The organism is Paenibacillus sp. Lou8.1 (genome assembly GCF_024213565.1).
Lineage (GTDB): Bacteria > Bacillota > Bacilli > Paenibacillales > Paenibacillaceae > Paenibacillus > Paenibacillus polymyxa_B.
This window is the reverse complement of sequence record NZ_JANAVN010000016.1, coordinates 108,427-133,343: the sequence shown is the minus strand read 5'-3', so window position 1 is coordinate 133,343 and position 24,917 is coordinate 108,427. Positions and strand designations below refer to the sequence as shown.

The 24,917-nt window shown below is 47.5% G+C and carries 24 protein-coding genes; 8 read left to right on the top strand and 16 right to left on the bottom strand.

All coding sequences use genetic code 11. From position 1 onward, the window contains the following. Positions 1-85 precede the first annotated feature (85 nt). The 7 genes from NLX78_RS21670 to NLX78_RS21640 all read left to right on the top strand — a co-directional run bounded on the left by NLX78_RS21670 (position 86) and on the right by NLX78_RS21640 (position 7,464). The gene (locus tag NLX78_RS21670) at positions 86-1,267 is read left to right on the top strand and encodes a pyridoxal phosphate-dependent aminotransferase (protein ID WP_254351470.1); all 1,182 of its coding nucleotides are present in this window, start codon (positions 86-88) and stop codon (positions 1,265-1,267) included. Between the two features lie 241 nt (positions 1,268-1,508). Next, the gene (gene proB / locus NLX78_RS21665) at positions 1,509-2,714 is read left to right on the top strand and encodes a glutamate 5-kinase (protein ID WP_069289799.1); all 1,206 of its coding nucleotides are present in this window, start codon (positions 1,509-1,511) and stop codon (positions 2,712-2,714) included. A 12-nt stretch (positions 2,715-2,726) separates the two neighbouring features. Continuing rightward, positions 2,727-4,019 carry a glutamate-5-semialdehyde dehydrogenase gene (locus NLX78_RS21660; RefSeq protein ID WP_254351469.1) on the top strand — a complete coding sequence of 431 codons (1,293 nt, stop codon included), beginning with the start codon at positions 2,727-2,729 and terminating at the stop codon, positions 4,017-4,019. A 39-nt stretch (positions 4,020-4,058) separates the two neighbouring features. Further along, entirely contained in the window at positions 4,059-4,925 is an 867-nt protein-coding gene (proC, locus tag NLX78_RS21655) for a pyrroline-5-carboxylate reductase (protein ID WP_028540660.1), read from the top strand. Further along, complete coding sequence (locus tag NLX78_RS21650) at positions 4,922-6,133, top strand: 2,3-diketo-5-methylthiopentyl-1-phosphate enolase (RefSeq protein ID WP_254351468.1); 1,212 nt, start codon at positions 4,922-4,924, stop codon at positions 6,131-6,133. The genes proC and NLX78_RS21650 overlap by 4 nt, the downstream gene beginning before the upstream one ends. Further along, entirely contained in the window at positions 6,130-6,807 is a 678-nt protein-coding gene (locus NLX78_RS21645; protein WP_254351467.1) for a 2-hydroxy-3-keto-5-methylthiopentenyl-1-phosphate phosphatase, read from the top strand. Before NLX78_RS21650 ends, NLX78_RS21645 begins: the two co-directional genes overlap by 4 nt. Then, a complete protein-coding gene (locus NLX78_RS21640; RefSeq protein WP_254351466.1) occupies positions 6,808-7,464 on the top strand; it encodes a methylthioribulose 1-phosphate dehydratase in 657 nt (218 codons plus the stop codon). A 166-nt stretch (positions 7,465-7,630) separates the two neighbouring features. Here the strand turns inward: NLX78_RS21640 and NLX78_RS21635 are convergent, their stop codons facing one another. The 11 genes from NLX78_RS21635 to NLX78_RS21585 form a co-directional block, all read right to left on the bottom strand. Next, entirely contained in the window at positions 7,631-8,242 is a 612-nt protein-coding gene (locus NLX78_RS21635) for a flavin reductase family protein (RefSeq protein WP_061829175.1), read from the bottom strand. 164 nt (positions 8,243-8,406) lie between these two features. Beyond that, positions 8,407-9,189, bottom strand: coding sequence for a hypothetical protein (locus tag NLX78_RS21630; RefSeq protein ID WP_235309608.1), 783 nt, complete (start codon positions 9,187-9,189; stop codon positions 8,407-8,409). A 1-nt stretch (position 9,190) separates the two neighbouring features. After that, entirely contained in the window at positions 9,191-10,459 is a 1,269-nt protein-coding gene (locus tag NLX78_RS21625) for a multi-tm2 domain protein (protein ID WP_254351465.1), read from the bottom strand. Positions 10,460-10,554: 95 nt separating this feature from the next. Next, a complete protein-coding gene (locus NLX78_RS21620) occupies positions 10,555-11,025 on the bottom strand; it encodes a hypothetical protein (RefSeq protein WP_061829178.1) in 471 nt (156 codons plus the stop codon). Further along, a complete protein-coding gene (locus tag NLX78_RS21615) occupies positions 11,022-11,510 on the bottom strand; it encodes an RNA polymerase sigma factor (protein WP_061829179.1) in 489 nt (162 codons plus the stop codon). The genes NLX78_RS21620 and NLX78_RS21615 overlap by 4 nt, the downstream gene beginning before the upstream one ends. Before the next feature lie 202 nt (positions 11,511-11,712). Beyond that, complete coding sequence (locus NLX78_RS21610; protein WP_069289808.1) at positions 11,713-12,441, bottom strand: DnaD domain-containing protein; 729 nt, start codon at positions 12,439-12,441, stop codon at positions 11,713-11,715. A 3-nt stretch (positions 12,442-12,444) separates the two neighbouring features. Then, positions 12,445-13,740, bottom strand: a complete 1,296-nt coding sequence (asnS, locus tag NLX78_RS21605) for an asparagine--tRNA ligase (RefSeq protein WP_013310674.1) — start codon at positions 13,738-13,740, stop codon at positions 12,445-12,447. 132 nt (positions 13,741-13,872) lie between these two features. After that, positions 13,873-15,069: an acetate/propionate family kinase gene (locus tag NLX78_RS21600; protein WP_013310675.1), complete on the bottom strand. Its 1,197-nt coding sequence runs from the start codon at positions 15,067-15,069 to the stop codon at positions 13,873-13,875. Beyond that, complete coding sequence (locus NLX78_RS21595) at positions 15,066-15,938, bottom strand: 3-hydroxyacyl-CoA dehydrogenase family protein (protein WP_061829181.1); 873 nt, start codon at positions 15,936-15,938, stop codon at positions 15,066-15,068. The genes NLX78_RS21600 and NLX78_RS21595 overlap by 4 nt, the downstream gene beginning before the upstream one ends. A 136-nt stretch (positions 15,939-16,074) precedes the next feature. Beyond that, a complete protein-coding gene (locus NLX78_RS21590) occupies positions 16,075-17,577 on the bottom strand; it encodes an AAA family ATPase (RefSeq protein WP_069289810.1) in 1,503 nt (500 codons plus the stop codon). Continuing rightward, positions 17,570-18,103 carry a hypothetical protein gene (locus tag NLX78_RS21585; RefSeq protein ID WP_061829183.1) on the bottom strand — a complete coding sequence of 178 codons (534 nt, stop codon included), beginning with the start codon at positions 18,101-18,103 and terminating at the stop codon, positions 17,570-17,572. The genes NLX78_RS21590 and NLX78_RS21585 overlap by 8 nt, the downstream gene beginning before the upstream one ends. 220 nt (positions 18,104-18,323) lie before the next feature. Here NLX78_RS21585 and NLX78_RS21580 point away from each other — a divergent pair, with 220 nt between their 5' ends. Continuing rightward, a complete protein-coding gene (locus tag NLX78_RS21580; protein WP_254351464.1) occupies positions 18,324-18,590 on the top strand; it encodes a hypothetical protein in 267 nt (88 codons plus the stop codon). Positions 18,591-18,642: 52 nt separating this feature from the next. Here NLX78_RS21580 and NLX78_RS21575 read toward each other — a convergent pair whose 3' ends face one another. The 5 genes from NLX78_RS21575 to NLX78_RS21555 form a co-directional block, all read right to left on the bottom strand. Further along, complete coding sequence (locus tag NLX78_RS21575; protein WP_165177181.1) at positions 18,643-19,167, bottom strand: cell wall elongation regulator TseB-like domain-containing protein; 525 nt, start codon at positions 19,165-19,167, stop codon at positions 18,643-18,645. Between the two features lie 37 nt (positions 19,168-19,204). Continuing rightward, positions 19,205-20,506, bottom strand: coding sequence for an amidohydrolase (locus NLX78_RS21570; protein WP_069289812.1), 1,302 nt, complete (start codon positions 20,504-20,506; stop codon positions 19,205-19,207). Continuing rightward, complete coding sequence (locus NLX78_RS21565) at positions 20,493-21,146, bottom strand: redox-sensing transcriptional repressor Rex (RefSeq protein WP_254351463.1); 654 nt, start codon at positions 21,144-21,146, stop codon at positions 20,493-20,495. Before NLX78_RS21565 ends, NLX78_RS21570 begins: the two co-directional genes overlap by 14 nt. Before the next feature lie 44 nt (positions 21,147-21,190). Next, positions 21,191-24,058: an ATP-dependent DNA helicase DinG gene (dinG, locus tag NLX78_RS21560; protein ID WP_061829187.1), complete on the bottom strand. Its 2,868-nt coding sequence runs from the start codon at positions 24,056-24,058 to the stop codon at positions 21,191-21,193. A 155-nt stretch (positions 24,059-24,213) separates the two neighbouring features. Then, on the bottom strand, positions 24,214-24,846 hold the full coding sequence (locus NLX78_RS21555; protein ID WP_061829188.1) for a tetratricopeptide repeat protein: 633 nt from the start codon (positions 24,844-24,846) through the stop codon (positions 24,214-24,216). Positions 24,847-24,917: the final 71 nt, after the last annotated feature.

The following is a 24,917-nucleotide window of genomic DNA, read 5'->3' as shown; positions in this document are numbered from 1 at the left end:
CTATGCAAGCTTAATTCCTCCTATACAACTCGGTAAAATCGTGATAGATTATTTCTTAAACTATTCCAAAAGGTCGTGTGTATTGATGACTCATTTTTCTATTCCCTCCGCTGACGTCATGAAACAGTTACCCACTCAATTTTTTGCCACACTTGTACAAAATGTAAACCGTGAAATTGCGGCGGGACATGATGTCATTAATCTCGGACAAGGGAACCCGGACACCCCCACTCCTTCTCATATTGTAAAAGCTTTGCAGGAATCAGCGGATAACCCGCTGTATCATAAATATTCGCCATTTCGCGGTTACAGCTTTCTCAAGGAAGCCGTTGCCCAGCGCTATCAGGAGGATTACGGTGTGACGCTCAACCCTGAAACCGAGGTCGCCATCCTGTTTGGCGGAAAAACAGGTTTGGTTCAGCTGCCGCAAGTCTTACTCAATCCCGGCGATGTGTGTCTCGTACCTGATCCCGGCTACCCGGACTACTGGTCTGGCGTAGCCTTGGCTAAAGCGGAAATGTCTTTTCTCCCATTAAAGGAAGAGAACCGTTTTCTGCCCGATTATGAAGCCATTTCTGAGAAAGAACGCCGCCGCGCCAAGTTAATGTTCCTTAACTATCCGAATAATCCAACCTCGGCAACGGCCCCACTTTCTTTTTACGAGGATACGGTTGAATTCGCGCAACGTAACGGTATTGTGGTTGCCAGTGATTTCGCCTATGGCGCTATTGGATTTGATGGCGAACGTCCGGTGAGCTTCCTCCAGGCAGAGGGTGCTAAAGACGTGGGAATTGAGTTCTATACCTTGTCCAAAACGTACAATATGGCGGGCTGGCGTGTTGGTTTCGCGCTCGGTAATGCCGAAATCATCTCGATGATTAATCTGCTACAGGATCATATTTATGTAAGCTTGTTTGGCGGCATTCAGGCAGCAGCGGCGACAGCCCTGACGGCCTCGCAGAACTGCGTAGGCGAGCTGGTAGCCCGCTATGAATCACGCCGTAACGCTTTTTATGATGCACTTGGGCAAATAGGCTGGAAGGCGACGCGCCCAAGCGGCTCCTTTTTCAGTTGGCTGCCTGTGCCGCAGGGCTATACTTCGGCTTCTTTTGCCGATCTGCTGTTGCGGGAAGCCAAGGTGGCTGTCGCTCCAGGGATCGGCTTCGGAAGCGGCGGCGAAGGATATGTGCGAGCGGGGCTGCTGAGCTCAGAAGCTCGACTGACCGAGGCGGCTGATCGAATTGGCAAGCTAAACCTGTTTGGTTAAGCCGTATTTTCCAGCTACAACTTCTTTGCCAAACCTGGTCTTTTCGTGGTATTCTGTATCCAATATCATTTAGCGCGTTGAAGGGACTATTAAGAGAGACTCGGTCCTGTTCAGAGAGTAAATTCCGATAGGCTGCAAGAATTTACCTGGACTCTCTCCCAACTCCTATCCCCGAGCGCCCTGCGCAATCAGGCGGTCCCTGCCGTTAACAGGTTTCAAGTGGGATGATCATGAATCATCAATGAAGGTGGTACCGCGGAAGCACAAACTTTCGTCCTTTGCATACAAAGGATGGAAGTTTTTTTGCATTAAAAAGAGTAAAATTAAGGAAGTGGACGTCTTGTCAACACGAATCGTCATTAAAATCGGAAGCAGCTCTCTGACTGGAGTGGAAGGTGGTTTGAATCGGGAAGCCATCGCTTATTTTGCCCGGGAAATCAGCTTGCTTCGTGCAAAAGGTCATGAAGTGCTGCTGGTTACATCAGGCGCAGTAGCCGCCGGATTCAGGGAGATTGGGTACCCGTTTCGCCCTAAGCTATTGCATGAAAAGCAGGCGGCAGCGGCTGTTGGCCAAGCTCTTCTCATGCAGGCCTATGAGCAGGCTTTTAAAGATTTTGACCTAGTGATCGCGCAGGTTCTGCTAACCCGTAGTGACTTTTTGAGCCGCAAACGGATGAATAATGCCGGAATGACCGTAGAAGAATTGCTGCGCCAGCAGGTTATCCCGATCTTTAACGAAAATGATACTGTATCGATTGACGAATTGAAATTCGGCGATAACGATATGCTGTCCGCGCTGGTTGCCAATCTGGTCAAAGCTCAGCATCTGATTATCATTACGGACACCGATGGCGTATATACGGCAGATCCGCGCAAACATCCGAATGCCGTACGTTTTGAACGTATCGAAGAAATTACAGAGGAGATTTATGCATTAGCTGGAGGTTCTGGATCGTCTGTAGGTACCGGCGGCATGCGATCCAAGATCGAAGCTGCCAAAGTCGCTACACGCGGCGGTGTACCTGTATATGTGGGACGCGTAAGCGCGAATGGTGATCTAGACGCAGCCGTCGAAGGACACGGACCGGGAACTTATTTTGACACCCACCTCTCTTCACTTCCGATGAAAAAACAGTGGCTTGGATTTATGTCCACCCCTCTGGGCGCAGTTCATGTAGACGAAGGGGCTGAGGAAGCGTTGGTTCACGGAGGACACAGTCTACTTCCGGTTGGCGTACGACGTGTCGAGGGCAGCTTTCATGCCGGAGATGTCGTTGAGGTGCTCGGACCGGAAAATAAAGTGTTAGGACGCGGCATCGTCAATTATGACGATGAACAGCTCCGAAATGTACAAGGATTACCCAGCGGCGAGGTTGTGGGCAAAATTGGTCCCATTCACCGGCTTGAGGTGATCCACAGGGATGAATGGATTACATTATGTATGTAGGGAGGCCGTAACATGAGTGATTTAACGACTAACACAGCTACAACCGAGGAGAATCAGTTTAGCGAAGTACGAACCAAAGCGAATCTTGCCAAAAAAAGTGCCGGGGTCATGAACCGACTGACTACAGCACAAAAAAACGAAGCATTGCTTGCTATGGCTGAAGCTCTAGTAAACCATACTGAAGAGCTGATTGCAGCAAACCATAATGACCTGAAACGTGGACGGGAACAGGGAACATCGGAATCGCTGCTCGACCGCCTCAAGCTGACCGAGGACCGAATCGGAGCTATTGCCGAAGGATTACGCCAAATTGTGGCACTGCCTGACCCGGTCGGCGACACCCTTGAGCAAATTGAACGTCCAAACGGTCTGCGAATTGAGAAGATACGTGTACCGCTGGGTGTCATCGGCATCATATATGAAGCGCGTCCAAATGTAACCGTGGATGCCGCGGGCCTGTGCTTGAAAACAGGCAATCCGGTTGTGCTACGCGGTGGTTCGGCCGCCCTCTTCTCCAACCGCAAGATTATCGAAGTACTCCAGCAGGCACTAGACGCAACCGCTGTGCCACGCGAGGCACTTCAACTTATTGAAGATTCAGACCGTGCCTCGGTCAACGAAATGCTCACCTTGAACGGCTTGCTGGATGTAATTATTCCACGCGGCGGGCGTTCACTCATTCAAAATGTCGTTCAGAACGCTACCGTACCTGTCATCGAAACCGGAGCTGGTGTATGCCATACCTTTTTGGACGCTACAGCGGATACCGCAATGGCCGAAGCGATTACACTGAATGCCAAGGTGCAAAGACCGTCCGTGTGTAACTCAATGGAAACATTGCTCGTACACTCGGATTATGCAAAAGCACATTTAACAGAATTGGCAGAACGCTTTCGTGATGCGGGGGTTGAGCTACGCGGCTGTGCACGCACACGAGAATTGGCTCCTTGGGCTGTTCCTGCTACAGAAGAGGATTATGGCACCGAGTATAATGATTACATTATGAACGTAAAGGTCGTGGACAATCTGGACGAAGTACTGGAGCATATTGCCCGTTACGGTACGATGCATTCAGAGTGTATTGTCACCGAGGACAAAGCCCATGTCGAGCGTTTTCTGCAAGAAGTGGACGCGGCAGCCGTGTACCACAATGCATCCACTCGCTTCACGGATGGCTTCGAATTTGGGTTTGGTGCCGAGATCGGAATTAGCACACAAAAATTACATGCCCGCGGTCCAATGGGATTGCCTGCCTTGACTTCAACCAAATATCGCGTGTACGGTACTGGACAAATCAGGGAATAATAACTTAAATCAATCTGTATCCTTGGAGGTTATGAATCTATGTGTGAATCACAAACAAAGGTTTTAATTAATGAGCAAATTACATTTTTCGGGGCAGGATCAATGGCAGAGGCTATTATTCGCGGAATGACGGCTCGTTCTGTTGTCAAACCTAGTGGTATTACTGTCATCAACCGCAGTAATCAGGCTCGCCTTGAGGAACTTCAAAAGCAATATGGAGTCTTGTTCCAAACCGAGGATGCCGCCAAAACCGAGCTTCTGCGTCGTTCTCCGGTCATTGTGCTTGCCATGAAGCCCAAGGATGCTGCACAAGCACTTGGACAGCTCGGCCCACTTCTGTCTGATGAGCAGCTGATCATTTCGGTAATCGCCGGATTGTCTATTCGTACGATGCAAACGTTGCTGGGTCGCAAGCAGCCGATCGCACGGACGATGCCCAATACATCCAGCTCAATTGGGCTGGGAGCCACAGGTATTAGCTTTTCCAAGGAGATCAGCGAAAACCAGCGTAAAAACGTGCTTACAATGTTCGAATCTGTAGGTACGGTAACGGTTATAGAAGAAGAGAAAATGGATGTTTTGACCGGGATATCTGGAAGCGGCCCTGCGTATGTCTACTACCTGATGGAAGCCATGATTGCCGGAGGAATCCGTGGTGGCTTGACCCCTGAGCAAGCGCACGAACTAACGGTGCAAACCGCGCTTGGAGCGGCACGTATGGTGCAGCAAACCGGAGAGGAGCCTTCTGCCCTTCGCCACAAAATTATGTCTCCTAATGGCTCTACGGTAGCTGCATTGGAAATGCTGGACAAAGGTGACTTCTACGAAACGGTGATTGCGGCGGTGCAGCGGTGCGCTGAACGATCCCGCGAGATGGGAGCTGTACTCAAGGAGGGAATTGAATGAGCTATTGCTTGGCGACCTACCGGGTATACGATGACAAAGCCGATTTTAACCAAAAGGCCCAATCTATTGCCATCGGCATGACGGTGGGCAGCTGGACTGAGCTCCCGCAAGCCAAACGGGACGCGATGCAAAAGCATCTTGGCTCGGTTCATTCTGTGGATATTCACGATGGAGGTCCCGGTGAACGGTACGCGGACCTGACCATCGCTTACCCGGATGTCAACTTCAGCCGAGACATTCCCGCTCTGCTGGTCACGGTCTTCGGCAAAATTTCGATGGACGGCCGAATTAAGCTAACGAAGCTGGGTTTCTCGGAAGCATTCCGCTCTGCTTTTCCAGGACCGAAATTCGGTATCAGTGGCTTGCGCGAGCAGCTTGGCGTGTATGATCGCCCCCTGCTCATGAGCATTTTCAAATCTGTGATTGGACTCAATTTGGACGAACTTCGTGAACAGTTTACACGGCAGGCTATCGGTGGCGTTGATCTGATCAAGGACGACGAGATCTTATTTGAAAACGCGTTGACGCCGATTGAAAAACGTGTCGAAGCCTGCATCAAAGCCGCCGAAGCGGCTGAGCGTGAAACCGGTAAAAAGCTGCTGTATGCCGCTAATTTAACTGGACCGACCTCGCAGCTTAAGACGCAAGCTCTCAAGGCCATTGATGCGGGTGCCAACGCGTTACTGTTTAACGTGTTGGCCTACGGTTATGATGTGCTGCATGAACTTAGCAGCGATCCCGCCGTCTCGGTGCCGATTGCAGCCCATCCTTCGTTAGCGGGTGCTGCTTATCCATCGCCGCATTATGGTATATCGGCGTCCGTCCTGCTCGGTCAGCTTATGCGGCTGGCTGGCGCTGACCTCGTGCTCTTCCCTTCTCCCTACGGCTCAGTGACGATGCCGCGTGACGAAAACATGGCAATCCGCGATGAGCTGATCAACCCTGATCTACCGCTGAAGGCCAGCATGCCTGTCCCTTCCGCAGGGATTCACCCGGGCCTCGTGCCGCTCATTGTACGTGATTTTGGTACTGACGTTGTTGTCAACGCTGGGGGCGGCATTCACGGACATCCGCTGGGTACAGAAGCTGGTGGGCGCGCCTTTGTGCAGGCGATTGAAGCGGTACAGAAGAATGTCCCCCTGGCAGAATATGCCCGTACTCACCCCGAGCTGCAATCTGCGCTCGACACATGGGGAGGCGAACGATGAGCATAGCAAAAAAGCCCGTCATTTTTTGCGATTTTGACGGGACAATTACGAACAGCGACAATATTGTCGCCATCATGAAGCATTTTCAGCCTACAGGCTGTGAGCCCATCATGCATCAAATCGTAAATGGGCATACATCCATTCGTGAAGGCGTAGGTGCGATGTTCGCCCTGATGCCTTCGGAACAAAAGGACGAAATTATCTCATATGTACTTGGACAAGCTGGTATACGCGAGGGCTTTGCACGCTTTTTGGACTATGTACGAGAGCAGCAGATTCAATTTTTCGTCACCAGTGGAGGCATTGATTTTTTTATTGATCCATTGCTAAAACCCTTTGACATTCCACACGACCACGTCTATTGCAACGGAGCGGATTTTTCCGGGGAGCGCATCCAGATTACTTGGCCGCATCCATGTGAGGAACCGTGTACAAATGATTGTGGCATGTGTAAAACGACTGTGATTCGTCAATATCCTTCCGAACAATACGAACGGATTTTGATCGGCGACAGCCTGACCGATTTTGAAGGAGCCAAAATTGCCGATCTTGTGTACTCCCGTTCGCATCTGACTTTAAAGTGTCAAGAGCTTGGCGTATCACATGTACCCTTTGAAACATTTGATGACATTATCGAGGATTTAAAGCAAAAACAGGAGCAAGGGGTGCTGTAAATGAGTTTTAACTTGGCAGACATTAGATTGGAAGAAAAACGCCGCGCACTGGAAGAACTCGCTGATGTCAAAGAACTATTCGCAGCTCGCAACTGGTTCCCAGGCACGAGCGGCAATTTGTCGATCCGAATCGGTGACTTTCATCCCGAACAATTTTATTTTGCAGTGACCGCCAGCGGTAAGGATAAAACCAAGCGTACTCCGGAAGATTTTCTGTTCGTAGACCAGTACGGAAAAGCGGCAGAAGCGACAAACCTCAAGCCAAGCGCAGAGACGCTTATACATTGCGAAATTTACCGCCTAACAGGCTGCGGAGCCGTTTTTCATGTGCATACCGTGTTTAATAATCTGATTTCCGAATATTACGGTGAGCAAGGCGCTGTACCTATCCAAGGTATTGAGCTGATCAAGGCTTTTAACATTTGGGACGAAAATGCTGCGATTGATATTCCTGTGCTGCCTAATTACGCAGATATTGCCTCGATTGCCAAGCTGGTGCCCAGTGTGCTAAATGATCAGGTGCCTGGAATTTTATTGCGTAACCACGGCATTTATGCGTGGGGCCGTAATGTATTTGAGGCTAAAAAGCATTTGGAGGCGTTTGAATTTTTGTTTGAAACGACCTATCGCTCCCTGCTACTGAAAACTTTGAAGTAAATAAACTCATAAATATCAAAGATGCTTATCATTATTTGTAAAAGTGGCCATTGAATATCGAGAACGGAGCCTAAGCGATAGCACAGGAACGTTCTCTTTTTTATTATTAGGGTATTCTATTCTACTAGCCACATAAAATCTTAGGCATGCTGTAAAAAAACGCCCCCTATTGGGGACGCTCCAGCGTGAATTGCTCTCCTAGCTTCGCATAGTTGTTCCCAGCCAACCGACTTACTGGACGCAACTCCTTAGCAATCACATACGTATTTTGGTATGCTTCCTCGGACAAATGATACTGCACTACGCGTCCGATTAACAGATCACAGGCAGGTGAGTCCTCCTTGCCTCCCAACGGTATAACTTGTTCCAGAATACATTCCATGCGTATTTTCGCTTCTGCCACACCGGGAACTTCGATTTTTGTACTTTTGACTGGGGTAAGGCCTGCCAGTGCAACCTCACTCTCCTGCGGCAACAGACGGGAAGCCGTCACATTCACCGCTCCCACATTGTCCTCGTCTGTGATATGTACGACAAATGCCTTGTGCTCCATCGCATTACGTGCTGTATCTTTGGATACTCCATCGACACGTTGTACGGATACAGACAGCAGTGGCGGTTCAGAGGCTACGATGGAAAAATAACTGAACGGCGCACCATTCAGCACCCCTTCGCTGCTCAAAGTCGTTACAAAGGCTACCGGCCTTGGGATGATACTTCCGGTCAACAGCTTATAATTTTCACGCCCTGTAAGCGTATCAGGATTCAATGAAATCATTTTTCTCCCTCATTTCCGATCACAATCGCTATTCGACTGCACATCATCAAGTTTCGCCTGATAAGCAAATACACCATTAGCTAGCAACATGGATGACATCTCAGGCTTCCCTTCCAGTATCGCGTGAATGATACGAAATGTAAAGTTGGAGCCGGAAGATCTCCCTATTTTTCAATTATATTTCCTCGGCTATCGCGCACAGTAACCGTAATTCCCTCAGGTACAGCAATCGTAACATCAAGCTGCTGCTGAGTCTGCATAAAACGTGTCGGAATTTGACCCAGTAATACATACAATGTATCGCCGATTTGCTTGGTCTGGTATAAATCTTGTCCTTTTATTTCATCCTCTTTACCTGTGTATACATAACTTCCGAACACATGCACCTCCGGTGAGGTGGTTGCGTCAATTTTGACCGCATAAGGATCTTCTCCCTGTACAATCACCTTGGTCACTTCGGCAGGCAGTTTTTCATGCCAGTCTGGGAGAACCCTTGTTTCCTGAACCGAACTCATTATTTCTCTGACTTGCGGAGTGATCCCAAATGAACTGACCAAGGCAAATCCGATACAGCAAAAAACCAATACCGCCGTAATAAACATACTGAATAAATCATAACGAATGCGCTCACGCGTCCCTTTCCAAGCAGTATACATTAAAATTTCCAATCCCAGCAAAACAAAAACGACAGGCCACCAGGTTAACGCCTGGTCCAGAATGCCCGCTCCCCAAAACTTGGAGGCAAACGTTACGCCCCCCAGCAGAACAAGGAAAAGTCCCATTGACAGCCTTCCAACTTTCCACACCCCTGCCGGAGTGTTTGACGCTTTAGAGGAGCTATTTTTGTTAGATGATGTACCCAATATACCTGTGGCACCTCCTCCATCGCTATGAGGATGATGGACTCCCTTTAAGGGAGCCTCACTCTTTGAAAATTCAGTATCCATTCTATTGCTTCTCCTTTACTCGTTTAGATTTGGAATTCCCAATCATCATCCAAATACCACCGCCGATCAACAATAAGGATACGATAATCGTCCGTAGATACATGTCAACCAAATTATAAATCTCTCTGTTTGGAAACAGACGATCCAGAGTAGGAACTAGTACGTTGATTAAGATGTAATAGGCGCCCAGCAATAGTAACCCCAAGCCTACCCAGCGGTGATATTGTGCAAACATACCGATCACAGGTTTGTCGATCAGCGGCTCCCGTCCATAACGGCTTACTTGCTGCAATGCATCAAAAAAACTGTAAAACCAAACCACCGGAAGCAAGAATAAAAAGAGTGAAAGATGCAGCACATCCAGTACATAGATGCCTCCTAAAAACAAAAGCATGAGTTGGAGTCCGCGCTTTTGCAAACCTATATACATATGTCCGGCACCGGGAAATACCGATAAAATGGTAGCCAGCATTTTACTTCGACGTCCCTCGATTCTTCCATGCTCCAGTTCCTCAAACAAAGTCCGGTCCTGAAGAATTTCTCCAGCTTGTTTGCGATGTACATGCTGCACCGCATCAAACATGCAATACAGCCAAATAATCGGCAACACGCCCGCAAAGGCCAAAAATCCGGATTCGTTAGTAATGCTAGTAATAAAGATAAGAATCGCACCAAAGCCAAAGAAGGACAGTAAAAAAGACAAACCACGCTGCATCAGCCCCAAATGGAGGTGTCCCAATCCAGGAATGAACGACAGCAAAATCGTAAAAAAGCGCTCATTCTCCGATCCTCTTTGAAAAGCAGGTGATCCTGCCATACCATAGTGTCCTTGTTGATAATGGTTATTATAGCCCGGGCCATATCCCATTCCTGCTCCCGGTACATCCGTATCTGCGTGTGTTGCCCCCTCCGGTACCTCCCCTGTTAAACCAGCCTGTCCATAAGGTCCATTTTGCGAGTAAAAATCATATGGATTGGGCCCTGCATGAGGGGGGTATGGAGCAGCGACTGCACGAGGATCATAACGCAACAAGCTAATCATGATATGCAGCATGCTGAGTCCCCAAAAAAGGGCGGCAACAAACATACCGAATAATAAAGGCGATTCGTCTCTTACTACGAATGCAAGAAATAATCCTCCTGCCAAACATCCGAAAAACAAAATGGTGTATACAAACACATTGGCTTTTCGGGTCCAGTAATAGTGTCCCACACCGGGAATGATGTTCAATAGAAATGCCAAGAGCTTGCTTCTTTCCGTATAAGGCATCGCTACACTTCCTTTCTATTTATGGGATTTTGATAAAGTTCCCAATTGAAGGTTGCTATTTTTGAGTTTTTTCATCTCAGCCTTTATCCGATGATTTAGGGCTTTAATTTATCGAGCCAGGTTGTTGTAGCTCGCATGACCTCTTCACTGTAAGAAACGCGTTCTTTTGGAGGAATCGGCTTTCCGTCTGTTTGCGGCATCATTTTGTCAAAGGCTCCACTGGACAACAAGATCAACGTTAGACTTGCGGCGACAACATAATGAAACACAGGTTTTTCAAACCAGCGGCGTTTTTTGAACATAACTTGACTCGGTTCAGCTTCTATCTCGGGAAGAACGGCCATTACCTGATCTGTGAAGCGCTCCGTATCCATCCAGGCAGAATAATCTTTTAAAGTTGACTCCAGTTGCTCCAGTGCAACAAGATATAACATCAGCGCCTGTTCGTCTTCCAGCAGTAGCTTTTCCAGCCGGGCAGATTCTTCTATCGTGCAAGTTCCTGCAATGTAAGCATGCCAGTCATTCGATTTCCCTTCAATCCACGGTTTATCTTGTTGGTCAGTCATTGCCATTCCTCCTCCTTCCAGTGATTTCGAATCCATAGCCGCGCCCGATAGAGTCTCGACTCTACTGTTTTTAAAGCTACCTGCGTCTCTTCTGCAATTTGATCGTAAGTTTTGCCCTGCATATAATAGGCTTGAATAATATCCCGATGTTGCTGGGGCAACTGGGCAATTTTTTGCGATAGTTCTACAGTTTGCTCCTCGCGGATGAGACGGGCCAGCACATCCTCATCCCGGGAAGGGAGCTGTACAAGGGATTGTGCCACGTCTATAAGCTCTGCGGGTCGTCTGTCCTGTTTGCGCTTAATATCCAGCGCTTTGTGGAGCGCAATTCGGCTCAGCCACGTTTTAAATCCTTCGTTCCGGTATTGGGGGAGAGACTTGTACACCTGAACGAACGCCTCCTGCGCGGCATCTTCGGCTTCCTTGCTGTCATGCAGTACCGAATAGGCGATATGAAATACATGCTTGCTGTACAGCTCTACGATCTCACGGAACGCCTGCCGGTCACCGGACCGTATTCGTTCAATGATTCTCTCTATATCAATGACGCTCTCCCCCTTCCCAATACTATAGACGCCAGGAAATTTCCTTCCCCTGCATATTTCGAAAAAAAATATTTAAAAAAGGACACACCCTCCTGACGGAATGGTGTGTCCTCTATCATTAAAGCCTATTTAGACCGATATATCAATTGCGTCCGCCACCACGGAATCGCTGGGCGTATTCTTTGGCATCCTGTGCATTACGAACACGGTTTCGGCTCCACTCCAGCAAAATACGGTCTATATACCGGAAATGTACTTTCCCTGCAAATACCGCTTCCTTCAAAGCCAGCAAAATCAGCTCCTCGGGATACCGATCCTGATCCACCCAGCTGGTGATCGTCTCGTATTCCATCGGTGACAATGGGCGCCCGAATTCTTTCTCAAAAATCGTGAACAAATTCCGTTCTTCTGTAAGCGGGGATTCTGATATTCCATTCAGTAAATCCGGCTTTCCGGCAAACAAAATGTCATCTTCATCGTGCTGCTCATTACGCTCAGCGATCATACATTCTGCCAACTTACGGTACAGCCCCGTCAAATTGTAACGTTCGAATTGTACGGATGAGCTGCGGTCTTCTACGGAATCGATTCTCAAAAATCCTTCTTTCATGAGCTTACTGAAATAGAGTGCGATTTCGTTCGCAGTGCATCCGATACGTGACTGCAATTGTTCCCATGTCGGAAATTCATTACGTTCCGCTTGTTTAAAGGCAAGCAACTGCATCAGTAGCAGCATTTCACCATCCGTCAGCCGAAGTGTCCGATAATGCTTGAGCAGGGCGTAGGGAATCTGGACCATTCCGGCTTCCATAGCAAAGGCTACTCCCTCCGCCCATTCTGCCGCTGATGTCTTGTCGAATGATCCGGTCATCGGTTACGGATACAAACGATACAGCATACGTGGGAACGGAATCGTTTCACGTACATGATCGAGTCCACAAATCCATGCTACTGTACGCTCCAGGCCCAGTCCAAAGCCGGAATGCGGAACGGTACCATAGGTGCGCAGATCCATATACCATTGGTAGGCTTCACGAGCCAAGTTATGCTCGTTAAAACGTTCTTCCATCAATGCTGGATCATCAATCCGTTGGGAACCCCCGATAATTTCGCCGTAGCCTTCAGGAGCGATCATATCGGCGCACAAAACAACCTCTGGACGGGTCGGGTCGGGTTTCATATAGAATGCCTTAATGTGAGTCGGCCAATGTGTAATGAACACAGGCTTGTTATATCTTTCAGCAATCGCCGTTTCATGAGGAGCACCAAAGTCTTCTCCCCATGGGATATCGAAACCTTCACCTTGAAGGAAGGCAATCGCCTCATCATACGTAATACGTGGGAATTCGCCTTGAATTTGCTCCAGCTTCGAAACATCGCGTCCGATTGTTTCAAGCTCCTTCGCACAATTTTTCAGAACAGATTGCACGATATGACTTACAAACTGCTCCTGAACGCGCAAGGATTCTTCATGATCCACAAAAGCCATCTCAGGCTCGATCATCCAGAACTCAATCAGGTGACGACGTGTTTTAGACTTTTCCGCACGGAAAGTTGGACCAAAGGAATATACTTTGCCCAGCGCCATTGCCGCGGCTTCCATATACAACTGCCCGCTTTGTGTCAAATACGCATCTTCATCAAAATATTTAATGTGGAACAATTCTGTTGTGCCTTCTGCAGAGGAAGGAGTCAAAATGGGTGGGTCCACCTTCGTAAAGCCGTTGCCGTTAAAGAATTCCTGTACCGCACGGATAATTTCCGCCCGTACGATCAGAACAGCACGTTGCTTGGCGGAACGCAGCCACAAGTGACGATGATCCATCAGGAAATCTACACCATGCTCTTTGGGTGTAATCGGGTAGTTTTCGGTCAAATGAATAATTTCAATGCCTGTAACCGTTAATTCAAAGCCCGATTGGCTACGCGGTTCTTCACGCACCACTCCAGTAACGTAAAGGGAGCTCTCTTGAGTCAAGGATTTGGCGTCATTCCAAATATCCTCGGACACTTCGCTTTTCACGATAACCCCTTGAATATACCCGCTACCATCGCGCAGTTGCAGGAACTGAATTTTACCACTAGATCGTTTATTGTTTACCCAAGCACCGATTGTAACCGTTTCCCCTACATGGCGGCCCACTTGGGCAATCGTACTTTTATTCGTCATGACCGTCTCTCTCCTCTTAACCGAAAATCAAACAGCCCTTCCCCCTGGGTCAGGCTGTTTGCTCTCGCTGTTTGGTGCATGCGGAACTCAAACGTAAGTCCGCATGCATAAAGTTTATACTTTCGAACCGAACTACTGAACCAGACGGAACGTGTCACGGGCAATAACCAGTTCTTCGTTCGTTGGAATGATCAGTACTTCTACCTTTGAATTTGCAGTTGTAATCCGGCGAGGCTCGCCAGAACGAATAGCATTCAACGATTCATCCAGCTCGATACCGAGGAATGTCAATTGCTCCAACACTCTCTTACGCAGAACGATGGAGTTCTCGCCTACACCTGCTGTAAATGCAATTACGTCTACCCCGTTCATTGCGGCAGCATACGATCCAATGTATTTGCGCAGACGGTATTCATACATTTCGAATGCCAATGTAGAATTAGCTTCGCCTTTTTCCATACCTTCTGTGATTTCACGCATGTCACTGCTGATACCGGAAATAGCTAAAAGTCCACTATGCTTGTTCAGCATGGAATTGACTTCATTGACAGTCAATTCTTCTTTGTTCATGACATAAGGTACGATTGCTGGGTCCAAATCACCACTACGAGTACCCATCATAAGACCTTCCAGTGGAGTCATACCCATGGAAGTATCAACAGACAAACCGCCTTGAACTGCTGTTACACTACCACCATTACCGATATGACAAGTGATAATCTTCAGGTCTTCCAAAGGACGACCAAGGAATTTAGCAGCTTCCTTACTTACAAAATCATGGGAAGTGCCGTGGGCACCGTAACGACGAACCTTATACTTATTGTACAACACTCTTGGAATGGCGTACATATAAGCTTTTTCAGGCATGGTTTGATGGAACGAGGTATCAAATACCACAACCTGCGGTACATCTGGCATATTCAATTCAGCCGCTTTAATCCCCATCATGGAAGCAGGGTTATGCAGTGGTGCCAGGTCAAACAAGCGGCGGATTTCACTCTTCGCTTCAGGCGTTACAACTGCAGACTGTTTGAAGATTTCGCCTCCATGAACCACACGGTGGCCTACAGCCTGAATTTCACTAGTACTGGAGATTACACCATGTTCAGCATCTGTGAGTGCGTTCAGCACTTTACGGATGGCTGTAGTATGTTCCAAAATTTCGCTAACTTCGGTGTATTCTTCTTTATTGGTTGGCTTATGCGTAAGAATGGAGGAATCCATACCGATGCGCTCTACCAATCCTTTTGCCAGAACGGACTCGTCCGTCATATCATACAATTGGTATTTCAGGGAAGAACTCCCTGCATTGATTACGAGAATTTTCATATCCGGTCACCATCCTTGTCGTACTTAAAGAAGCCTTCGCCCGATTTCACGCCCAGATTACCTGCACGCACCATTTTCTTCAGTACGATGGACGGACGATATTTCAATTCGCCGAATTCACGGAACATACGCTCCAGAGCAGCCAAAACGGAATCTAGACCAAAGCGGTCAGCCATTTCCAAAGGACCGCTTTGGAAGTTATAGCCGATTCGCATAGCGTCATCAATATCTTCAGCGGAAGCCACGCCCTCTTGAAGTACATGGGCCGCTTCGTTAATCAGCAGACAGATAATCCGGCTTGTTACGAATCCAGGAGATTCATAAATCATGACTCCTTTTTTCTCCACTATTTCTTCCACGAACATTTTAGTGTGTTCAAATGTATCGTCCGAAGTTTTCAAACCACGAATAATTTCTACAAGATCAATACGGGATACTGGATAAATAAAGTGCATACCAATAACACGCTCAGGATACTTAGTCGAGCTAGCAAGCTCGGTCAGGCTCAGCGTAGATGTATTACTTGCAAGAATAATATTGCTTGGACACACATAATCTAGCTCTTGGAACACTGCTTTCTTCTCGTCCAGATTCTCTGTAATAGTCTCAATGACCATATCGCAGCTGCCGAGCTCCGCCAAATGGATTACTTTTTGAATACGGGATAAGATCAATTTTTTCTCAGCTTGAGTAATTGCCCATTTTTCCAGTTGTTTGTCCAGACTCGTTTCAATCATATTGTAGGCGTAGTCTAGTTTCTCTGGTGTCTGCTCTACCAGCAGCACATCGATTCCTTTGGACGCGAGCATTTCAGAAATCCCCTGTCCCATGGTGCCGCCGCCGATGACGCCGATTTTTTTAAATTGCATGATTCTTTACTCCACCCTTTCCTGGTCACTCTCATATATTGTATCCTTCTTTGTCGAAAAATACATGTTTATGTCCCAATAGATAATAATATCTTAGCACGGACTAAAAGTAAAAAAAAATAACCAGCATAAAAAATTATGCTGGTAATAAAGCATTTTCACTAAATTGACATCTAAATTGGTCTCCAGACAGAGTTTCTTCCTTCATTAGGATGTCAAGTGAGTTGTCGAACACAGGACGATGCTTTTCCAGCAACTCCAAAGTTCGGGTATGCAGGTCAGCCATAATCTCGCCATTTTCCCGCATAAGTTCTTCTTTGGTTACCATTTCCATGTTAATAATGCCAAGTGAAGTCAAACCGGAAGTCATCATCGTATGGACGATATTCAGCGCCTGCTCAAAATCATTACTTGAGCCGGTACTGCGACCGCCATAGTACATTTCTTCCGCTGTGGCCCCTGCGAGCGAGATCATGATCTGCTCCTCCAGGAACTGCTTGGTGTATAAATAATGCTCTTGCTGTGGATTGTGGCGCACATAGCCAAGCGCTTTTCCACGTGGGCTAAGTGCTACCTGGCTTACGCTACCGGGACGAACAATTTCGGCCATAATAGCATGTCCTAGTTCATGAATCGCTACACGTTTTTTCTCTTCCAACGTCGATTCTCGATCTGTCTTTTCACCCATCATTACTTTGTCAATTGCCATCGACAGATGCTTCTGCGCAATCATTTTCTGATCCTGTCTCATCGCATAGATTGCCGCTTCATTCATCACGCTCTCCAGCTGTGCGCCGGAAAACCCGTAAGATTCCTCAGCAATTTTGTCCAGATTCGCATCTTCCTGAATCGGTTTGTTTTTGGCATGAATTTTAAGAATATGAAGACGGCCCTTCTTATCAGGCAAATCCACTTGAATATGACGGTCAAAACGCCCTGGACGCGTTAAGGCACTGTCCAGCATTTCTTTACGGTTTGTTGCTGCAATGATCAAAATCCGCGGTGTATCTGCCGAATAAATGCCATCCATTTCTGTCAGCAACTGATTCAAAGTCTGATCATATTCTCGTTGCTGTCCACCCTCACGCTTACCACCAATTACGTCGATCTCGTCAATAAAAATAATCGCATTTTCCTTCTTTTCCTTGGCTGCACGAGTACGTGCCTCCCGAAACAACTCACGGACACGACCCGCACCAACACCAACGTACATTTCAACAAATTCACTACCTGAGGCTGCAACAAATACAGAATTAGTATAGTGTGCGGCTGCTTTCGCCATCAGTGTTTTCCCTGTTCCCGGAGGACCTGTGAGCAGAACACCTTTTAATGGACGGATACCAAACTTAGAAATTTCATCATGTCGATTCAAAAAGTCCAGGGCCTCACGCAACTCCTGTTTAGCGCTTTCCTGCCCACCGATTTCCTCAAAAGTCAGCTTGTCCGGACCATTTTTTTTGCGTTTACGTTCTTGCCCAGCACCTACGGCCAAGCCACCACGTGCATGCATGAGCATTAACAAGCCGCTGAGCATCACGCCAGCAACTAGAAGAGGGATAATATTCACCCCAATAAAAACGAGAAATATAATAGTCACCGGCACTATGCCGATTAATGTTTCCTTGATCCATCTAGGCATTAGGCCATACCCCCATTTGCTGAGATTGACGTGGCAAAACGATAAATTTGGTCGCTTTCCCTTCGCTGAGTCGGATATAGACATTGTTCGAATCCATGTCGGTATCAGCTTTGATACCCGTCTTTTTCTTTTTCATCTGCTCAACTGTAGATGAAATTTGAGTATACTTTTTATTTTCCATCGCTTCGGCTACAGGAAACATAGCCTCAGACCACCATTGATTCAGTGCTGAATTGGAACGATCTTCAATATCCAGCTTAATGGTACGGCTGCCAATGATGGTTTGTCCTTTTTGCTTAACCACATCGACTAATCCGGCCACATCCGCCTGCGGTTTGAGATCTAGTTTCAATACAACCTGATCCTGTTTAATATCTATTTGAGCGCTTGTCACGCCTGGATATTGAGAAACCAGTTTTTCCAGAGGGCTTTGCATTGTAACCTGACGGTAAATGAACCATCCCCCAAATAGCAGCAAAGCTGCCAAAACTGCCGCCACAACGATAGGAACTGCACGCAATTTCAAACAACATCCTCCTCTCAAAATGTAAAACCCAGAAGAAACGGGACGAATGTCAACAAACAACCAAATTGCATGATCTTACAGCGATCAGCAATTCTTTTTTCTATCATTTTTGTCTATCACTTATAAAATATAGTATATCATAACGTATATCTAATATCGAAGGCAATGTGTGGAGGAGTTGTGATGAGGCAAAATCTTTGGTTAAGGTGGAGGCGAGACGATGCGTGTAGGATTTGATCTTACGATCGCTGTTGCCACCGGATTTTTTTCGATTAGATTCTTACGGAGAAAATCCGGCGGCAAAGGCGAACGCTCCGCTTCTCCAGATTCAAATCTTTCACTCCGTACTGCCCGCCATAAAGATGAATTTGCCCTAGAGAGAAAATGGATTGGTAAAGATGCTTCACTGGCTTTCAGCCCATTTTACGGCATAGCAAGACTAAAAGACGTAAATACGAATTTCATCGCATTTACGTCTTTTTCTTAAGCTTTCAATTATTTACTAGTCATTCATTCCACATCTGCTAATCCTCAACCAGCTAGTTATTGGGCAAAGTATATTTTACACCCGTCGCTACCCCATCTGAGAAACGATAAAAGCTGTAGTAATGATGACTTCCATCATCGTAAAACAACTGCCACACATATTCGCCATTGAACACACTCGGCTGAAGCCTTACAATTTTTACACCTGGAAGCTGCTGCTGAATTATTGCCGTCATTTTTTGCTCATCGACTCCATTCTTCAGCAGTTCGGTGTGAACACCGCTATTATCTGCGGCAGGTACGTTAGGTTGTCCTTCCACTTTTTGAAAAGGAACCCACACCATTATATTTTCATTCTGTGCATTTTTCCCTTGAACCACCCAATATACCTGATCCCACACAGACTTCCATGTTTGAGTCGTGCTAACCAGACCACCTGATTGCTTGGCCTTAATGATAGCGGCATTTTTCTCAGCCACCTGGTCTTGAGTAACATAGGAATAATACCAGAAAATGCTGACCAGGATCAGTATTACGGCCAAAATGGCGACCGCTATCCACTTTTTCTTATTTTTCAAACCCGTGCTTCCTCTCTAAGGGGATGTGACACCTGAATTAGCGCGACAGCAGCCCTTCAAAGGCGGCTTGTGCCTCATGTTTGATGCGTTCCTCGTCCATAGTCAGGCATTCGCCGTTTTTCACAACCTGACGACCGTCTACCCATACGTGAACCACGTCTTTGGCGCTTGCTGAGTATACCGCATGGGAAATAAGATCTGTACGCGGCAAGAAATGTGCCTGATTCAGATCCAGCGCGATAAAGTCAGCCTTGTTGCCTGCTGCCAACGCTCCTACTTCTTTTAAACCAATTGACTTTGCACCGTATTCTGTTGCCAGACGCAGCGCTTCACTCGCAGGAACTGCCGTAGGGTCACCAGATACACCCTTGTGAATAAGTGCTGCCAGACGCATTTCCTCGAACATATCCAGGTTATTATTACTGGCAGGACCATCCGTTCCGAGAGAAACGGTAACCCCTGCACGCAGCAATTCAGGCACTCTTGCCACACCACTTGCCAGCTTCAAGTTGCTACCTGGGTTGTGCGAAACCGCTACACCACGTTCAGCCAGTAAAGCTATTTCTTCGTCATTCAAATGAACGCCATGGGCAACAAGCGAAGGACGGGAGAAAAAACCAAGCTTATCCAAGTGTGCAACTGGACGCAAACCGTAGTCACGTACGTTTTGCTCCACTTCGGCGATCGTCTCAGACATGTGCGTATGCAGCGGCAAATCCAGATCATGCGCAGCTTGTACGAATTTTTCAATAAACGCAGGTGGACAGGTGTATGGCGCATGCGGTGACATCATCGTTGTAATACGCCCGTCTGCTTTACCATGCCAGTTACGCGCAAAAGTTACGGCCTCAGCCAGCTTGATTCGCTGTTCTTCCTCCGAACATAGTCCAATTGCTCCACGCATCAGACTTGCACGAATACCTGACTCTTCAGCCACACGAGCCACCTCATCCATATGATCGTACATGTCCAGGAAGGTCGTTGTTCCACCTTTCAGCATTTCCAGCACAGACAACGACGTACCCCAGTACACGTCCGTAGATGTAAACTTGGCTTCCATAGGCCACATTTTTTCCTGAAGCCATACTTGAAGTGCCAAGTCATCTCCATGCCCACGCAGCAGAGACATCGCCGCATGACCATGAGTATTAATCAGACCAGGTAAAAACAAAAGCCCCTTACCATCGATCGCTTCCGTCTCTTCCTCACCCGAAGGCAAAGTCTCGCCAATGTAAGTAATGCGGCTATCTTCCACAATCATAAAACCATGGATTACCCCAGCTTCTGGTCCATTTACGGCAAAAGAGCCGTTTTTAATCATCCATTTATTCACTGTCATATTGTGTTTCTTCCTTTCCGTCCTCCAAATAATAAGCGAGGCTAAGCAAATCAGTTGTAAAGTCTGTGGCATGAATCCGAATGTTGGCCGGTGCCTTGAGAGTAGTCGGTGCAAAGTTCAGGATCGCTCCAATTCCGCTATCAATAAGCCTGTCAGCCACGTGCTGTGCTTCAAAATCAGGTACGGTAATAATCCCGATTCGAATGTTTTTTTCTTTCACAGTCGTTTCCAGTTCATCCATCGGTTGCACGACCAATGTATTGATCTTGGTCCCTACCTTATCTGGAAACGCATCAAATACCGCTACAATCTTCATATTGTCTTTTAAATAAGCGTTATAATTCGAAAGGGCTTGCCCCAGATTACCCGCTCCGACCAATACTACATTAATTTGCTGATCGATTTTCAGGATATGGCGTATTTTCTCAATTAGATAAGAAACATCATAACCGATACCCTTCCGACCAAAATCTCCAAAATAGGCGAGATCTTTACGGATTTGGGCCGGGTTTAAATCTAGCCTCTGTCCCAACTCTTGAGAAGAGACCGTAGCCACCTCCCGTTTGTGAAGTGCATTCAGATAACGTAAATATACGGGTAACCTCCGTACGACAGCCTCTGAAATTTTATCTGATTTCATACTTGCTCCCCCTAATTGTAACGAACATACTTAGTGTCCGTCCGTTATGCCTCGGTCTCCGGGGCGGATTGGAGCCATTCGGCGATGCGGGGCACCATTTGCTCCGATGGCATATGCTCCATTTTTGGTCCCGGTAACGAGTACAAAAAGTGCTTTCCGTAATAGGATTCGATCACACGCGTATCGTAAACGATAACGACCCCGTGGTCGCTCGCTGTACGAACCAACCGACCAAATCCCTGTTTGAAGCGAATGACCGCTTGTGGTACAGACAGCTTCATAAATGGATTCTTCTTCTGCTGCTGGAGCAGCTCGCTTTTTGCCTCCAGCAACGGGTGATTCGGCGGTTGAAACGGCAAGCGAACAATGGCCAGACAAGTCAGAGCCTTCCCCGGAATATCGACGCCTTCCCAGAAGCTGCTGGTTCCCAGCAATACAGAAGCTTTGGCTTCCTGAAAACGGCGGGTTAGCTTGCTGCGACTCCCACTGTCCACACCTTGTCCCAGCACAGTAATTTCGCTGGATGCTAAGGCCTCTTTGAGCGGCTCATACACTTGCCGGAGCATCCGATAGGAAGTAAACAGAACGAGCATTCTCCCCCGCGTCGCCTGAGCAGTCGCTCCTAGAGAGCTAACGAGCATATCTACAAAGTGTGCATCTCCTACACTGCCCTTCACGCTTGGGAAATCCCGTGGAATGACCAGCAACACCTGATCCCTGTAATTAAAGGGTGACGGAAGCTGCGAAGTCATCAGCCGCTCTTGATCTGCGGCCTCCTGCAAGCCGAGCTGATCGATCATGTACTGAAACGACTTATCTACCGATAAGGTAGCAGACGTCAGAATAATGCTTCTTTTTTTGTCAAAAAACATTTCTTTCAACTGGCGGCTCACATCGACGGGCACCGCATAAAATTGTAATGATTTACTGCGGAATTGCCCACTCGCTTCGAGCCAGTATACGGTTGTTTCATCATCGAGTCGCATAAAAAAGCGCAAATTTTCTCGAATCCCCGCCAGATCCTTGAGCAGACCCGTGATATCTGTAATAAGGCTATCCGCCGCATAATCGTCATGTTCTTCCTTGACGTCCAGCATCAGCTTGTCGCCCTTGCGCAAAATTTCACTCATCGTTACATATAGCTGATTTTCCAAAGCCCCCGCCTGATCCCACTTTGCAGGCTTGGCTGAAGGTTTGAGACGGGAAGAAAACTGTCCTGTTTCACCCGGTGTCGCATCGCTTCGTTCTGGCAACATGCCAAACAGCTTGTCGCTTAGCAGGTCCCAAGTTTCCTTAACCTCTAACACGAGCGGATACATCTGATCGATGGTTGAGGCCCAATCCGTCGACTTCTCGTGCCCCGATTTCGCCAACTGTTGACGAAGTGAAGGCAGTTGTCCATTCTTGCTGTCTTTGAACAGTCGCGTCAGTGTATGCACGAGTGTGAAATATTTCATATGCATACCTAGGTGCTTACCAGCTACTTCCTCCAGGTGATGGGCTTCATCAATCACCAGATGTTCATAGCTTGGCAACAACTGGTGACTAGCTTTGACGTCTGTAAACAACTTAGAGTGATTCGTAATAACAACATCCGCTATCCCTGCTTCATGGCGTGCACGATGATAATAGCATTTGCGGAACCATGGGCAAGAACGACCAAGACAGGACTCTGAATCACTCGCCACCGTTTCCCAGAAATCTCCACCACGGTTGCTCAGATTCAGTTCTTCATCATCACCGGTTTCTGTTAGCGTCAACCAGACGATCATCTGAGCAGCTGTAATTAAATCTTCCTTCGGTGTCGCGAAGTCTCTTCTGTTTATTTTATGTTCAAACTTACGCAGACACAAATAATGTCCCCGACCCTTGAAAATAGCAGCCCGGAACGGAAACGGAATCACCTTGGTCAGCATCGGAATGTCGCGCTCGCGTAATTGCTCCTGCAGGTTGATCGTATGTGTACTTACCATAACTCGCTGTCCTTTTTTCACACTGTGATACAGCGATGGGAGCAAATAGCCGAGGGACTTCCCTGTTCCTGTACCTGCTTCGATCAGCAGATGCTTGTCTTCACTCAGTGCCTGATTTACACCCTCAATCATCTGTATCTGCGCCTCGCGCTCCTCATATTGGCTCAAGGATGAACGCAAATTGTCCCGCACATCATCCATGTACTCCTCAAAGGAAACACCTGACAGTGGATTCGGGTCATCTTCTCTACGCGGAGCAGCTAGCTCCGTCCAATCTTCCACTTTTAGCGCAAGCTGACGAAAAAACTGATGTCCCTCCAGATCCTGAATAGGATCAAGCTCTTTCTCTTCACGCACCCCATCAAGAAACCATCCAAGGTCACTGTCTTCCTCTGCAAACAAATCGCTAAGCCGCTGTATCGTTATCAAAGGTAATGCTTGAAGCTCACCCAGACACTTTAAAAACACCTCAGCCGTAGCCAACGCGTCGCTGTCTGCTTGGTGAGGGCGATCATGCGCCAGCCCAAACTCAGAAGACACAAAACCCAACTGATACGAAGATAGCGATGGAAACATAATTTTCAGAAAATCCATTGTATCCAAGATTCTTCCGCTAAACGGCAAATAACCGCACCGATCCAGAGCGTTTTGCAAAAAATTAAAATCAAACGCCACATTATGACCGACCAGTACAACATCGTCCAGCATAGGCACGAGCTCCATCATCATTTCTTCAAGTGCAGGAGCATCCTTGACGTCATCGTCTGTAATTCCGGTCAACCCGGTGATAAAAGGGGGAATAGATCTGCCAGGGTTTACATAAGAGCCGTAAACACGGGAAATGCTGTTATCATGATCTATAATTGCAAGTCCGACTTGAATGATGTCATCCGCGGACTGGGTGCCTGTCGTTTCAAAATCCAATACCGCAAATTTCATTCGGGCTAATCCTTTCTTATGACACTTACAAAAATAATAACTCTGTATATTAGCATAGCAGAAGATCGCCTGTTTGGAAATTAAGACAGCCAAAAAAGACGATGCACACGCCGCCTGAGAGGTGGGCATGCATCGTCTTGCTCGGTGTCTGACAACTACATCCAGGTCATCATGGAGCTGTCGTATCGAAGCTTTTCGGTACCGGACAGACAGGCTTCCATATTGTGCAGCGGCTCGGGTAACGCAGGATCGAACTGATGTGCGAGAGCAAAACATTTTTGCGCCTCCTCTACGTCAGCCTGCTTTGCCAACAGACAGCCTAGCGCATTATAGATGACCGCCTTCAGTCCTGCCTGCTCAGTCAGGTCCAGCACCTTCTGAAAATGGCATACAGCCTCTGCTGGATCATCTAGTTGAAAATAGGCCATTCCCATATACATGCGACTCTGCCAGCTGTTCGGAAAATGCTGTAGTACCTGCTCAAATTGTTGGATCGCCTCAGGGTACATGAGTAATCGATAATACCCTTGCCCCCGATTAAAAGCTGGCAGCTCTTTTTCAGGCAGCTCCGTGTCAGACATATCGGTCTCCGCGGAAAACCCGGCCGCACGCAGGCAAACCATTTTTTCCTCAAAGGCCAGCCACTCATCCATAATTCCGTCACTCATTCTCCGCAGCAGACTCCAGTGCTGTAGCAGCTCCTGCCTGCGGGAGCCCTGGGCTGATGGGTAATGCTTCACGATATCATCTAACATGCTGTTCATTTCTGCGAATACATGCTGGAACATGTGCATCCCGCCCTTATGAAAGATGGATTAATACACTCACATTTTTCGCTTAAAAGACGGGTTTCATCCGC